This is a genomic window from Clostridium sp. USBA 49, from assembly GCF_900167505.1.
Classification (GTDB): Bacteria; Bacillota; Clostridia; order Clostridiales; family Clostridiaceae; genus Clostridium_AT; species Clostridium_AT prolinivorans.
In genome coordinates this window covers 1-13,868 of record NZ_FUYD01000017.1, presented here as the reverse complement: position 1 = coordinate 13,868, position 13,868 = coordinate 1, and the positions used below count along the sequence as shown (strand labels likewise).

Annotated in this window: 13 protein-coding genes and 1 rRNA gene; 8 read left to right on the top strand and 6 right to left on the bottom strand. The window is 27.0% G+C overall.

Going from position 1 to position 13,868, the window contains the following annotated elements:
* Positions 1-3: 3 nt before the first annotated feature.
* From mnmE to rpmH, 6 genes are all read right to left on the bottom strand, one after another.
* Positions 4-1,383 (bottom strand): tRNA uridine-5-carboxymethylaminomethyl(34) synthesis GTPase MnmE, encoded by a 1,380-nt coding sequence (gene mnmE / locus B5D11_RS11565; RefSeq protein WP_078683184.1) that lies wholly within the window; start codon positions 1,381-1,383, stop codon positions 4-6.
* A gap of 117 nt (positions 1,384-1,500) precedes the next feature.
* Complete coding sequence (gene jag / locus B5D11_RS11560) at positions 1,501-2,127, bottom strand: RNA-binding cell elongation regulator Jag/EloR (RefSeq protein ID WP_078683183.1); 627 nt, start codon at positions 2,125-2,127, stop codon at positions 1,501-1,503.
* Between the two features lie 50 nt (positions 2,128-2,177).
* Positions 2,178-2,849: a membrane protein insertase YidC gene (gene yidC, locus B5D11_RS11555; RefSeq protein ID WP_078683182.1), complete on the bottom strand. Its 672-nt coding sequence runs from the start codon at positions 2,847-2,849 to the stop codon at positions 2,178-2,180.
* A 19-nt stretch (positions 2,850-2,868) separates the two neighbouring features.
* Entirely contained in the window at positions 2,869-3,111 is a 243-nt protein-coding gene (gene yidD, locus B5D11_RS11550; protein ID WP_078683181.1) for a membrane protein insertion efficiency factor YidD, read from the bottom strand.
* Positions 3,092-3,454, bottom strand: a complete 363-nt coding sequence (gene rnpA / locus B5D11_RS11545; protein ID WP_078683180.1) for a ribonuclease P protein component — start codon at positions 3,452-3,454, stop codon at positions 3,092-3,094. Before rnpA ends, yidD begins: the two co-directional genes overlap by 20 nt.
* 52 nt (positions 3,455-3,506) lie before the next feature.
* The gene (gene rpmH / locus B5D11_RS11540; RefSeq protein ID WP_078683179.1) at positions 3,507-3,641 is read right to left on the bottom strand and encodes a 50S ribosomal protein L34; all 135 of its coding nucleotides are present in this window, start codon (positions 3,639-3,641) and stop codon (positions 3,507-3,509) included.
* Between the two features lie 688 nt (positions 3,642-4,329).
* Here rpmH and dnaA point away from each other — a divergent pair.
* The 8 genes from dnaA to B5D11_RS11500 form a co-directional block, all read left to right on the top strand.
* Positions 4,330-5,679 (top strand): chromosomal replication initiator protein DnaA, encoded by a 1,350-nt coding sequence (gene dnaA / locus B5D11_RS11535; protein ID WP_078683178.1) that lies wholly within the window; start codon positions 4,330-4,332, stop codon positions 5,677-5,679.
* Positions 5,680-5,937: 258 nt separating this feature from the next.
* Complete coding sequence (gene dnaN, locus B5D11_RS11530) at positions 5,938-7,041, top strand: DNA polymerase III subunit beta (RefSeq protein ID WP_078683177.1); 1,104 nt, start codon at positions 5,938-5,940, stop codon at positions 7,039-7,041.
* 87 nt (positions 7,042-7,128) lie between these two features.
* Positions 7,129-7,335: an RNA-binding S4 domain-containing protein gene (locus B5D11_RS11525; RefSeq protein ID WP_078683176.1), complete on the top strand. Its 207-nt coding sequence runs from the start codon at positions 7,129-7,131 to the stop codon at positions 7,333-7,335.
* 32 nt (positions 7,336-7,367) lie between these two features.
* Complete coding sequence (recF, locus tag B5D11_RS11520; RefSeq protein WP_078683175.1) at positions 7,368-8,477, top strand: DNA replication/repair protein RecF; 1,110 nt, start codon at positions 7,368-7,370, stop codon at positions 8,475-8,477.
* A 43-nt stretch (positions 8,478-8,520) separates the two neighbouring features.
* Positions 8,521-8,784 (top strand): extracellular matrix regulator RemB, encoded by a 264-nt coding sequence (locus B5D11_RS11515; RefSeq protein WP_078683174.1) that lies wholly within the window; start codon positions 8,521-8,523, stop codon positions 8,782-8,784.
* A gap of 23 nt (positions 8,785-8,807) precedes the next feature.
* On the top strand, positions 8,808-10,718 hold the full coding sequence (gene gyrB / locus B5D11_RS11510) for a DNA topoisomerase (ATP-hydrolyzing) subunit B (RefSeq protein WP_078683173.1): 1,911 nt from the start codon (positions 8,808-8,810) through the stop codon (positions 10,716-10,718).
* Positions 10,719-10,753: 35 nt separating this feature from the next.
* Positions 10,754-13,195: a DNA gyrase subunit A gene (gene gyrA / locus B5D11_RS11505; RefSeq protein ID WP_078683172.1), complete on the top strand. Its 2,442-nt coding sequence runs from the start codon at positions 10,754-10,756 to the stop codon at positions 13,193-13,195.
* Positions 13,196-13,647: 452 nt separating this feature from the next.
* A 16S ribosomal RNA gene (locus B5D11_RS11500) occupies positions 13,648-13,868 on the top strand; the annotation flags it as partial.

Here is a 13,868-nt window from a genome sequence, read left to right as displayed (position 1 = left end):
TCACTACTTTCCAATACAAAATTCTGAAAATATTTTATCTATTATATCTTCTTCTAAAGTTTCTCCTGTAATTTCACCAAGGCTTGCAAAAGCTTGTTTAAGATCTATAGACGCTAAATCAATAGCCATAGTATTATTTAAAGCCAAAAGCCCTGCATTTAAACTTTCTTTTGCACGTAATAATGATTCTTTGTGCCTTGTATTTGTTATTAAAGTATCTTTAGTTGTAATTTCACCTTTAAAAAATAAATGTTTAATAGCTTCTTTTAAATTTTCAATACCCTCTCCAGTTTTAGCTGAAATTTCTATAACATACTCTGAATTTAATTCTTTAATATCTTTTTTACTAATCTTATTTTCTAAATCACTCTTATTTAAAAGTACTACATATTTTTTATCTTTAATGTAATCTATAATTTCAATATCTTCTTTATCTAAATTTTTACTTGCATCAAGCATTAAAATAATTAAATCTGCCTCATTTATTTTTTCTCGTGATTTTTCTACACCTATTTTTTCAACTATATCATCTGTTTCTCTTATACCAGCTGTATCTATTATTTTTACAGGAATTCCATTAATATTTATAAATTCTTCTATAATATCTCTAGTAGTTCCTGGAATATCTGTAACTATAGCTCTTTTTTCCATAAGAAGAGCATTTAAAAGAGATGATTTACCAACATTAGGTTTTCCTACAATAACAGCATTAAGTCCCTCTCTTATTATTTTACCTTCATTGGCAGAATTCAATAGATTTTCTACTTCTTCTATAATATCTTTTAATTGTTTTTCTATTATATGTGCAGTAGTTTCTTCTAAATCTTCTTCAGGGAAATCTACTGTAGCTTCTATATGTGCAATAATACCTAATAATTTTTCTCTTAAAGATTTAATTTCCCTGGAAATTCTTCCTTCTGATTGAGCTAATGCAGACTTCATGCTTAATTCTGTTTTAGCTCTTATTATATCAATAACAGCTTCAGCTTGACTTAAATCAATTCTTCCATTTAAAAATGCTCTTTTAGTAAATTCGCCAGGTTCTGCAATTCTCGCACCAGCCTTAATAACTTCCTCAAGCACTTTGTTTGTAGAAATAATACCACCATGGCAATTTATTTCAACAGTATCCTCTGCAGTAAAACTTTTAGGACCTTTCATAAAACTTACTATAACTTCATCAATAATTTCATTTTTTTCTTTATCTATAATATATCCATATCTCATTGTATAAGTTTTTATATCTTCTAAAGTTCTTCCATTCTTGCCTTTAAATATGCTATTTACTACTTTTAAAGCATTTTTACCTGACACTCTAATTATAGAAATACCACTTTCACCTAAACTTGTAGCTACTGCAGCAATTGTATCAAATTCTTTCATTATTTTAATTTCACCTCTTTTCAACATATTTATATTATAACCAATAATTAATAATAAAAAAAGCAAGGTTTATTTTATTAAATAAGAAAATTTAATAAATGTATAAAAAGAAAGCCCTTAGGCTTTCTTTAAATTAATAACTACTCTTCTATAAGGTTCTTCACCTTCACTATAAGTGTCTACAAAAGGATTATTTTGAAGTGCAGAATGTATTATTCTTCTTTCATAAGGATTCATAGGCTCAAGTTTAATTAATTTTCCTGTTCTTTTTACTGTATTTGCAACTTTATTTGCAAGTTTTCTTAAAGTTTCTTCTCTTTTAGCTCTATAATTTTCTGTATCTAAAACAACTCTTTTATAATTAGTTTCATTTCCTTTATTTATAACTAAACTAACTAAATACTGAAGTGCATCTAAAGTTTCACCTCTATATCCAATAATTATTCCCATATCTGGTCCAGTTAAAGAAATATTAATAGTGTCATTATCTTCTTTAATTTTTATTTCTGCTTTAATATTCATTGCATTTAAAATTTCTCTTAAAAAAGATTTAGCTTCATAAGTATAATCTCTTTTTACTTTAACTCTTATTTTTGCAGGTTTAGCACCAATAAATTTAAAAAGCCCTTTACTTCCTTCATCTAAAACTTCTACTTCTATTTTATCTTTAGTAATTTTTAATTCATCTAAAGCATTTTTAATAGCTTCATCAACTGTTTTACCAGTCATTTCAATAATTTTCATATATCCTAAGACACCTGCCTTCTCTGCTATCAAATGTTTTTAATAAAACATTAAGCATTTGCTTCTTTTTCTTTAAAACGCATCCTTCTAATAAGAAGATTTTGTCCCATTTGAATTAAGTTGTTAACTACCCAGTAAAGTACAAGAGCTGAAGTAAAATTCCATGCCATAATAATCATAAATATAGACATACCAATATTCATTGTACTAGCTTGTTTTGCTTGAGCTGGATCTGCAGCAGTCGGCATCATAAGCATAGATATGTATTGGGTAACTCCTGATAAAATAGGTAATATATGAAGCTGGTCAGGACCAAATAAATTTTTCATCCATAAAAATGATACTATAGTTCCACCAGTATCTATAGTTCTAAATACATAAAAAAGTGCCCAAAGTATTGGAAGTTGTATTAAAAGAGGCAAACATCCACTCATAGGATTTGCTCCTTTTTCTTTATACAATTTCATCATTTCCTGTTGTGCTTTTTGAGGATCATTTTTGTATTTTTCTTGTATTTTTTTTATTTCTGGCTGCATTTCCTGCATTACAGCCTGAGACTTTATTTGTTTTAAGTTTAAAGGTAATAAAATTAGTCTTACTATTATAGTAAAGAATATAATAGATAATCCATAAGAAACATTAGGATTAGTTATACCTATAACTTTAATTCCTTCGTGTAATAATTCAAAAAAACTTTTTAATGCATTGTTTATAAAATTCAAATTACAAACCTCCTAGTGGTTATTTTACTGGATCGTATCCTCCCTTGTTTAAAGGATTACATCTTAAAATACGCTTAATTGACATAATACTCCCTTTAAATGCACCATATTTTTCTATTGATTCTAATGCATACTGAGAACAAGTTGGATAAAACCTGCATCCTGCATTACTAGAAAAACCTAAAAATTTATAAAATACCTTCTTTAAAGGTGATAAAAATTTTCTATAAAATTTTATTATTTTAATTAACATTTTTTTCATCAATTAATAAACCTGCCTTTTTTAACAGATTTTTTAAAGCACTTTCAATCTCTGCAAAACTTTTATCATTTGAAGAATTTCTAGCAATAAAAACTAAATCATATCCTTTTATTATATAATCTTTATTAAGCCTATAACTTTCACTTATAAGCCTTTTAACTCTACTTCTTACTACACTCTTCCCAACTTTTTTACTTACAGATATTCCAACTTTATTTAAATTTTTATGATTTTTACGTACATATAAAACTAATAAGGAATTAGAAAAAGATTTACCCTTTCTGTAAACAGTCCTAAACTCTATATTTTTTCTTATTTTTTCTTCTTTTTTAAAACTATGCATAAAGTTTATCTCCTTTTTACTGCAATTACAGAAAAAGGCCACTAAAGCGGCCTTATGCTGTTAATCTTTTTCTACCTTTTGCTCTTCTTCTTTTTAAAACTTTTCTACCACCTGGAGAAGCCATTCTTTTTCTAAAACCATGTTCCTTTTTTCTTTGTTTTTTCTTAGGTTGATATGTCATAAACATTTCTAATGCACCCCCTTCTATATCTTTATATTATATAGCAAATATCTTACTACCTAATTAAAATTTTTCTATCTTCTTTTTTCTTTTTATTAAAAGATAGATTTTTATAAATCATATAATTTAAATCTTAATACTAATAAACTTAGTATTTTAATTTAAAAAAATATAATCATCTTTTCTTTTATTTTTTAAAAGAAATTTATATAAATGTAATTTTAATTTTTACTATTAAATTATATATTTACAATATATTTATGTCAAGAATAAGAATAATGTTGATATTTTTTATATTTCTACACATTTTTTGTGGATAACTTCTTGAATAGCTCTTTATGTTTTGTTATTATAGATAAAGGATTGTTAATAACTTTTTTAAATGATAAGTTATCCACACGTGTTGATAACTTTGTGGATAACCTGTGAAATAGTTTATAACACAAGTATTTTCTTTTTTTTATTTTTAGCTTAATATGCTATTTTATTCATTTGTATATAATGTTAATATATATTTTTTCACATTGTTAATAACTTTTTATGTTTTAAAATTATAAACAAAATTATTGACATGTGAATATTTTTTTCAACATTTGTCAACAAATTAAATAAATTATATTTTTATTATTATATACTGTGAATAATATTTTTTTAACAAAAAATTTATTATTTATTTTAAACTGGAGGATAAAAAATGGATGGCGGTCTAAAAGATTTGTGGGAAAAAGCTTTAAACATTATTAAAACAGAAATGACAGAAGTTAGTTTTAATACATGGATAAAAAGTGCAATTCCTTTATCTTTAAGCAATAATACCTTAACACTAGGAGTCCCAAACAACTTCACTAAAGAAATACTAGAAACTAGATATAAAGATTTGATTATTAATTCTTTAAAACTTATTTCTCCTAAAAAATATAATATAGAATTTATTATTACATCTGAAGAAAGCATCGATATTGAAGAGTCAAATTCAAAAAAAGAATTAAAATCTAATATTATAGTTAATGATGAAATGGTTGGTACTTTAAATCCAAAATATACTTTTGATACTTTTGTTATAGGTAATAGCAATAGGTTTGCTCATGCAGCTTCTTTAGCCGTTGCCGAATCTCCAGCAAAATCATATAATCCCCTTTTTGTTTATGGCGGTGTTGGACTTGGCAAAACTCATCTAATGCATGCTATTGGACATTATATACTTCAAAATAACCCAAAATCAAAAGTTGTATATGTATCTTCCGAAAAATTTACAAATGAATTAATTAACTCTATTAAAGATGATAAAAATGTCGAATTTAGAAATAAATATAGAAATGTAGATGTATTATTAATAGATGATATTCAATTTATAGCTGGTAAAGATGCTACCCAGCAAGAATTTTTCCATACTTTTAATGCTCTTCATGATGCAAATAAACAAATAATTTTATCTAGTGATAGGCCTCCTAAAGAAATTCCAACTTTAGAAGACAGACTAAGATCTAGATTTGAATGGGGACTTATAGCAGATATTCAGCCTCCAGATTTTGAAACAAGAATAGCTATTCTCAAAAAAAAGGCTGATGTTGAAGGATTAAATATTCCAAATGATGTTATGGCTTATATTGCAACTAAAATAAAATCAAATATTAGAGAACTTGAAGGAGCTTTAATTAGAATAAATGCTTATTCTTCTTTAACTAATAAAGATATAACAGTTGATTTAGCAGCTGAAGCTTTAAAAGATATTATTTCAAATAAACCTGAAAAAAAGATAAATATAGATTTAATAATGGATGTAGTAGCAAATTATTATGGTTTAAGAATAGAAGACTTTAAATCTCAAAGAAGAACAAGAAATGTAGCCTATCCTAGACAAATAGCTATGTATCTTTGTAGAAAACTTACTGATACATCTCTTCCTAAAATTGGCGAAGAATTTGGCGGAAGAGATCATACAACAGTAATACATGCTTATGAAAAAATTAGTGAGGGTTTAAAATCTGATGAAAGTCTTCAAGAAGCTATAAATGAAATTACAAAAAAAATTCAGCAAAAATAATTAACATAAGCTATTAATAACATTATAATAATATGTGGATAATTTAATACTCATAAATTAATTTATAACAATGTGGATAAGATTAAAATATATTCATTTACTTATCCACAATTATTTTTACTAAATTTATGAGTATTTTCAAAGTCTTTAATGTGTTATCCACATAACAACAACCCCTACTACTATTATTACTAAAAAATATATATATTATCTATTCTTTCTATATAAAAAATCCATGTGGATAAAAGGAGGACACAAATGAAATTTATATGTGAAAAAAATAAACTTCAAGAAGCAATTTTTACAGCACAAAAAGCTATAACTGGAAAATCTACTATGAGCATACTTGAAGGAATATTACTAATTGCTAAAGATAATGAACTAACATTAATAGGATCTGATATAGATTTAAGTATAGAAACAAAAATCAAAGTTGATGTTATAGAAGAAGGAAGCATAGTTGTAGATTCAAAATTATTTGGAGAGTTAATAAAAAAACTTCCTCCTTTTGAAGTTCAAATAAGTACAATTCCTAATAATTCTATAGAATTAATATGCCAAAAATCTAAAGCTGTTTTAAAATATAAAAATTCAGATGAATTTCCTATGCTACCAAAAATCAATGAAAATATAATATTTTCTATACCTCAGAAAATGTTAAAAAGTATGATAAAAGGCACAATTTTCGCAACGGCTCAAGATGAAATAAGGCCTATTCTTACTGGAGTTAAATTTGAAATTAATAATAATAAATTAAATTTAGTAGCTTTAGATGGATTAAGATTAGCATTAAGATCAGAAAATATAGATAATGACAATACTATAAATGCTGTAATTCCAGGAAAAACTTTAAATGAAGTTTCAAAAATAATAGAAGATTCAGATGATAAAATAAATATTACTTTTACACCAAATCACATACTATTTAATCTTGGAAATACTAAAATTATATCTAGACTTTTAGAAGGTGAATTTATAAATTATAATTCAATTATTCCAGATGAATACAATTTAAAAGTTATAGTAAAAAGAAATGAATTTTTAGATTGCTTAGAAAGAGCTTCACTTATGGCTAAAGATGGAAATACAAATTTAGTTAAACTTGATATCAAAGACGATACAATGGTTATAACCTCCGATTCTCAATTGGGAAAATCAAGAGAAGAAGTAAATATAATTATGCAAGGGGAGCCTCTAAAAATTGCATTTAATGCAAGATTTTTAATTGATGTATTCAAAGTTATGGAAGAAGAAGAAATAATACTAGAACTTACAAGTAATGTAAGTCCGTGTATAATAAAAAACAAAGATAAAAATAATTGTACTTATTTAGTTCTTCCAGTTAGGTTTATAGAAAATTAAATTTCATAAATATGGGGATAATATAAATTATACTGTATTATCCCTAATATAATTTATAATTGAATTTTTAAATTGAGAGGTAAAATTATGAAAGAAATAAAAATAAATACAGAAATTATTAAATTAGATTCATTTTTAAAGTATGCTGGTATAGTGAATATGGGATCAGAAGCTAAAATTTACATACAAACCGGCAAGGTAAAGGTAAATGGTGAAATAGAACTTAAAAGAGGTAAAAAGCTTAAAAAAGGTGATATAATTGAAATAGAAGGAGAAAATTATAAAATTATATAAATTTTATGTTATAATATAATAGGTGTTTTTATATGTATATAAAAAATTTACAACTTCTAAATTTTAGAAATTATGAAGAACTTAATATTGAATTTAATAATGGAGTAAATATTTTTATAGGCGATAATGCTCAAGGGAAAACAAACATACTTGAAAGTATTTATTACAGCAGTTTAGCTAAATCTCACAGAACTAATAAAGATAAAGAACTTATCAATTGGAATAAAGATTATGCTTATAATAAATCTTATATATCAAAAGAAAGATTAGATAAGATTATAGAAATAAAAATTTTTAAAGATGGAAAGAAAGGAATAAGAATAAACGGTATTAAAATCAATAAGATACAAGAACTTATTGGTATTTTTAATGTGGTTTTATTTTCTCCTGAAGATTTAAAAATTGTAAAAGAATCACCTTCATATAGGAGAAAATTTCTTGATACTGAAATTTGTAAGTTAAATAAAAAATATTATTATAGTTTAGTACAATACAATAAAGTTTTAAATGAGCGAAACACTTTATTAAAAAAATGGAATGAAGATATTAACAAAATGATTGATATATACGATATACAGCTTTCTAAATTTGGAAGCTATATTGTAAGTGAAAGATTAAAATATATTAATCTCCTTAACCAAAAAGGCAGTGTAATTCATAAAGAAATTACATCTGAACTTGAAAATATAAGTTTTAAATATATAACTTCAATAAAAGATTTTGAAAATATAGAAAATGAACTAAATTATATTTTGAAAAAAAATATAAAAACAGATATGGAGAGAAAAACAACTTCATATGGTCCTCATAGAGATGATTTTTCTATAAACATAAATGGTGTTGATACAAGAAATTTTGGCTCTCAAGGCCAGCAAAGAACTTCAGTTTTAACTATTAAGTTTGCTTCACTTCAAATTATTAAAGAAGAAACCAAAGAATATCCAATACTTCTTTTGGATGATGTTTTATCAGAGTTGGATTTAAACAGACAAAAGTATATTTTAAATTCTATAAATAATGTTCAAACTATAATAACTTGTACAGGTATAGAAAACATAAAGAATTATTTAAATTCAAGTGCAAAGGTGTTTGAAGTTAAAAATGGTAAAATAATTAAAGAATATATGTTAAAAAAAACATAAAATATTACATTGCCTTTTTATAATGATTAAAGGAGGAATTTACATGTTTTTACATTTAGGAGAAAATGTTGTTGTTCCAATAAAAGACATAATAGGAATATTTGATATGGAAACTTCTACATATAGTTCAGATACAAATCAATTTTTAAGATTAGCAGAAGAAGATGGTTTTGTTGAAAGAATTACCAAAGAAAAACCAAAATCATTTATTATAGCAGAAATAGATAAAAAAAGTAAAATATATCTATCTCCTATATCATCAGCTACTTTGGAAAAAAGAACTGAAATAATATATGAAGAAATATAAGTGATAAAAAAGGAGGATTAAACATGCCGGAAAATAGACCAATATACGATGAAAATCAAATTCAAGTACTTGAAGGGCTTGAAGCTGTAAGAAAAAGACCAGGTATGTATATAGGAAGTACTAGTTCTAGAGGACTACATCATCTAGTATATGAAATAGTTGATAACAGTATAGATGAAGCAATGATAGGAGTATGTAAAAATATAAATGTTTTTATTCATAAAGATAATTCAATAACGGTTAAAGATGATGGTAGAGGTATGCCTATTGGAATACATCCTAAAATGGGAATACCAACGGTTGAAGTTATAATGACTGTACTACATGCTGGTGGAAAATTTGGTGGTGGAGCTTATAAAGTATCAGGAGGACTACATGGTGTTGGAGCTTCAGTTGTAAATGCTTTATCAGAAGTTTGTGAAGTTACTGTTACAGCTAATGGAGGTTTATGGAGACAAAGATATGAAAGAGGAAAAGCTGTTACAGGTTTAGAAAAAATAGGTGAAGCTGAAGGACATGGTACAGAAACATATTTTAAGCCAGATTACCAAATTTTTGATGAATTGGAATTTGATTATGATACCTTAGCTCAAAGACTTAGAGAGCTTGCATTTTTAAATAAAGGTATAAGAATAACTCTTAAAGATGAAAGAGAAGAAGGAAAAAGTGAAGAATTTTACTATGAAGGTGGTATTAAATCTTTTGTAGAATACTTAAATAGAAATAAAGAAAAACTTCACGATGAACCTATTTACATAGAAGGTAAGAAAGATGATTACTATGTAGAAGTAGCTTTGCAATATAATGACAGTTACAATGAAAACATATTTTCATTTGCCAATAATATTGATACAGTAGAAGGCGGTACACATTTAGCAGGATTTAAAACAGCATTAACACGTGTGTTTAATGATTATGCTAAAAAATTTGGATTTTTAAAAGAAAATGATAAAAACTTATCTGGGGATGATATAAGAGAAGGACTAACAGCTGTAGTTTCTGTTAAACTTGTTGATCCTCAATTCGAAGGGCAGACTAAAACAAAGCTTGGAAATAGTGAAGTAAGAGGAATAGTTGATAATATAGTAGGAGAAGGGATAGAAAATTTTCTTCAAGAAAATCCATCAATAGCAAAAACCATAATAGACAAAGCTTTACTTGCAGCAAGAGCAAGAGATGCAGCAAGAAAAGCTAGAGAACTTACAAGAAAATCTGTACTTGAGAGAAGTTCCCTTCCAGGAAAGCTTGCTGATTGTTCCTCTAAAAATCCAGATGAGTGTGAAATTTTTATTGTAGAGGGAGATTCTGCAGGTGGAAGTGCTAAAGGTGGAAGAGATAGACGTTTTCAAGCAATACTTCCACTTAGAGGTAAGATAATGAACGTTGAAAAGCAAAGACTTGATAAAATATTAGGTTATCAAGAAATAAGAGCAATGATTACTGCATTTGGTGCAGGAATAGGTAAAGATTTTGATGTTGAAAAATTAAGATACAATAAAATTATTATAATGACAGATGCCGATGTTGATGGAGCTCATATAAGAACTCTTCTTCTCACTTTCTTTTATAGATACATGACAGATTTAATTGAAAAGGGGCACGTATATGCAGCACAGCCACCTCTTTATAAAGTTTCTAAGGGTAAAAAAGATTATTATGTTTACAGTGATAAAGAATTAGAAAAAATACTTGCTCAAATAGGTGGAAAAGATAACAGCACTACTATACAAAGATATAAAGGTCTTGGAGAAATGGATGCAAATCAGCTTTGGGAGACAACTATGGATCCTGAAAAAAGAACGCTTATTCAATTTACTGTAGAAGATGCTATGGCTGCAGATGAAATATTTACTATTCTTATGGGTGATAAAGTAGAGCCAAGGAGAGAATTTATTACAGAAAATGCAAAGAAGGTTGTAAATCTTGATATATAGATTTTTTAAGTTACACAAGAGAAGAGGTGTAGTTCATGAATAATGAAGAAAATGTTTTACAAGTTGAAATAAGTCAAGAAATGAAAAAATGTTATATAGATTATGCTATGAGTGTTATAGTAGGCCGTGCTCTTCCAGATGTAAGAGATGGATTAAAACCTGTACATAGAAGAATTTTATACTCTATGCACGAATTAGGACTTACTCCTGATAAAGGCTATAGAAAATGTGCAAGAATAGTAGGAGATGTTTTAGGTAAATATCATCCTCATGGAGATACGGCAGTTTATGATGCATTAGTAAGAATGGCTCAAGATTTTTCTATAAGATATCCTCTTGTAGATGGCCATGGAAATTTTGGTTCTATAGATGGCGATAGCGCAGCAGCTATGCGTTATACAGAAGCTAGAATGAGTAAAATAACACTAGAACTTTTAAGAGATATAAATAAAAATACTGTTGATTTTGTACCTAATTTTGATGGAGAAGAACAAGAGCCTTCCGTACTTCCATCAAGGTTTCCTAATCTTCTTGTAAGTGGATCTTCTGGTATAGCAGTTGGTATGGCTACAAATATACCTCCTCATAATTTAGGAGAAGTTATAAATGGAATAAATATGCTTATAGATAACCCTGATGCTACAGTATTGGATTTAATGACTGAAATTAAAGGTCCAGATTTTCCTACAGCAGGTATAATTTTAGGAACATCAGGTATAAGAGAAGCTTATGAAACTGGTAGAGGTAAAATACTAGTAAGAGCTAAAGCTTCAATTGAAGAAGAAAAGGGAAGACAAAAGATTATAGTAACAGAGCTTCCATATCAAGTTAATAAAGCTAAGCTTATAGAAAATATTGCTGATTTAGTAAGAGATAAAAAGATAGAAGGTATTTCAGATTTAAGAGACGAATCAGATAGAGAAGGCATGAGAATAGTAATAGAAGTGAAAAAAGATGCCAATGCTAATATTGTATTAAATCAATTATATAAACATACTAAGCTTCAAGATACATTTGGAGTTATAATGATTGCTCTTGTAAATAATGAACCTCAAACTTTAAATTTAAAGCAAATTTTAGTTCATTATTTAGATTTTCAAAAAGAAGTTATAAGAAGAAGAACACAATTTGAATTAGATAAAGCCTTAGCAAGAGCTCACATATTAGAAGGATTAAGAATAGCACTTGATAATATAGATGCAGTTATATCACTTATACGTTCTTCAAAAACAACAGAGCAGGCTAGAAATGGTCTTATAGAAAAATTCAAACTTTCTGAAAAACAAGCTCAAGCCATATTAGATATGAGGCTTCAAAGACTTACCGGTCTTGAAAGAGAAAAAATTGAAGAAGAATATAATAATCTTATGAAAGATATATCTTATTACAAAGAAATACTCGCTAATGAAAGTTTAGTATTAAAAATAATCAAAGAAGAACTTTTAGAAATAAAAGCAAAATATTCTGATGAAAGAAGAACAACTATAGAAAGAAATAGTAATGATATAGACATAGAAGATTTAATACAAGAAGAAGATGTAGTTGTAACTTTAACACATGCTGGATATATTAAAAGAATTTCAGCAGATACATACACTGCTCAAAGAAGAGGGGGCAGAGGAATTCAAGCTATGACTACTAAAGAAGATGATTTTGTAGAACATATATTTATTACATCTACACACAATAATCTTTTATTCTTTACTAATTTAGGAAAAGTTTACAGGTTAAAAGCTTATGAACTACCTGAAGCTGGAAGAACTGCTAAAGGTATAAATCTTGTTAATATTCTTCCATTAAACCAAGGAGAAAAAATTCAAGCTGTTATGCCTATAAAAGAATTTGAAGAAGATAAATTTTTAGTAATGGCTACAAAAGATGGATTTATAAAGAAAACAGATTTAAATCAATTTGCTTCTATAAGAAAAAATGGATTAACAGCTATTAACCTTAGAGAAGGCGATGAACTTATTGGTGTAAAAATGACTAATGGCAGCAGTGAAATATTAATTGTTACAGAAAATGGATATTCAATAAGATTTAACGAAACAGATGTAAGATCTATGGGAAGAACTGCAGCTGGAGTTAAAGCCATAACCTTAAGAGAAGGCGATAAAGCTGTAAGCATGAGTATAATAACTTCTAATGAGGATGTTTTAATAGTAAGTGAAAATGGTTTTGGTAAAAGAACAAAAGTAGAAGAATACTCAGTCCAAAGAAGAGGCGGGAAAGGCATTATTACCTATAAAGTAACTGAAAAAACAGGTAAAATAGTTGGCGGTGGAATGGTAAAAGATGGCGATGAAATAATGCTTATAAATAGTAGTGGAGTAGCAATAAGATTAAATGCTGAAAATATATCTGTTACAGGAAGAAATACTATGGGTGTAACTTTAATGAAAACAACAGAAGAAGAAAAAATTGTTGCTATAGCTAAAATAAATAAAGATGATTCGGTTAAAGAAGTAGAAGAATAAAATAAAAAATTATAATAAAAAATTATAAAATAAAAAAGCGACAGAGAAGTTTATAAATTTCTCTGTCATTTTTTTATTTTATTCTATAAAAAAATGGTTGCATAATTCAAACTATACCGGGTGTATCTTTATATAAAATAATTAGTATTAAAGAGAAAAAAAAAGAGATTTTAATATAATTTAAATTAATAATATTATATTAAAAAGTCATAATGAATATTTTTGATAAAATATCTTTTGTCGCTAAGAGGTGACAGTAACAAAATTCGTTGTAACATTTAAAATTTCTTAGTTAATAATAAAAAAATTGTTGACAATAAGAAATTTAAATGATAAACTATAAAAGCTGTCAGATGACAGCGAAATGATTGGTCTTTGAAAATTAAACAGAGAATAAGGTAATAACCAGCAATTCTTTTGATAAATAAAGCATGAGCTTAAAATCAGACTTTTAAATTGAGAGTTTGATCCTGGCTCAGGACGAACGCTGGCGGCGTGCCTAACACATGCAAGTCGAGCGAGAAACTTTTGTTTCTAGCGGCGGACGGGTGAGTAACACGTGGATAACCTGCCTCATAGTGGGGGATAGCCTCCCGAAAGGGAGATTAATACCGCATATTATTAAATCTTCGCATGAAGATTTAATGAAAGGAGCAATCCGCTATGAGATGGG

Bases quoted from the DNA above. Each gene is read 5' to 3' on its own strand.
- mnmE (WP_078683184.1), bottom strand. From the start codon at position 1,383: ATGAAAGAATTTGATACAATTGCTGCAGTAGCTACAAGTTTAGGTGAA.
- jag (WP_078683183.1), bottom strand. From the start codon at position 2,127: ATGAAAATTATTGAAATGACTGGTAAAACAGTTGATGAAGCTATTAAA.
- yidD (WP_078683181.1), bottom strand. From the start codon at position 3,111: ATGAAAAAAATGTTAATTAAAATAATAAAATTTTATAGAAAATTTTTA.
- rnpA (WP_078683180.1), bottom strand. From the start codon at position 3,454: ATGCATAGTTTTAAAAAAGAAGAAAAAATAAGAAAAAATATAGAGTTT.
- rpmH (WP_078683179.1), bottom strand. From the start codon at position 3,641: ATGTTTATGACATATCAACCTAAGAAAAAACAAAGAAAAAAGGAACAT.
- dnaA (WP_078683178.1), top strand. From the start codon at position 4,330: ATGGATGGCGGTCTAAAAGATTTGTGGGAAAAAGCTTTAAACATTATT.
- dnaN (WP_078683177.1), top strand. From the start codon at position 5,938: ATGAAATTTATATGTGAAAAAAATAAACTTCAAGAAGCAATTTTTACA.
- B5D11_RS11525 (WP_078683176.1), top strand. From the start codon at position 7,129: ATGAAAGAAATAAAAATAAATACAGAAATTATTAAATTAGATTCATTT.
- recF (WP_078683175.1), top strand. From the start codon at position 7,368: ATGTATATAAAAAATTTACAACTTCTAAATTTTAGAAATTATGAAGAA.
- B5D11_RS11515 (WP_078683174.1), top strand. From the start codon at position 8,521: ATGTTTTTACATTTAGGAGAAAATGTTGTTGTTCCAATAAAAGACATA.
- gyrB (WP_078683173.1), top strand. From the start codon at position 8,808: ATGCCGGAAAATAGACCAATATACGATGAAAATCAAATTCAAGTACTT.
- gyrA (WP_078683172.1), top strand. From the start codon at position 10,754: ATGAATAATGAAGAAAATGTTTTACAAGTTGAAATAAGTCAAGAAATG.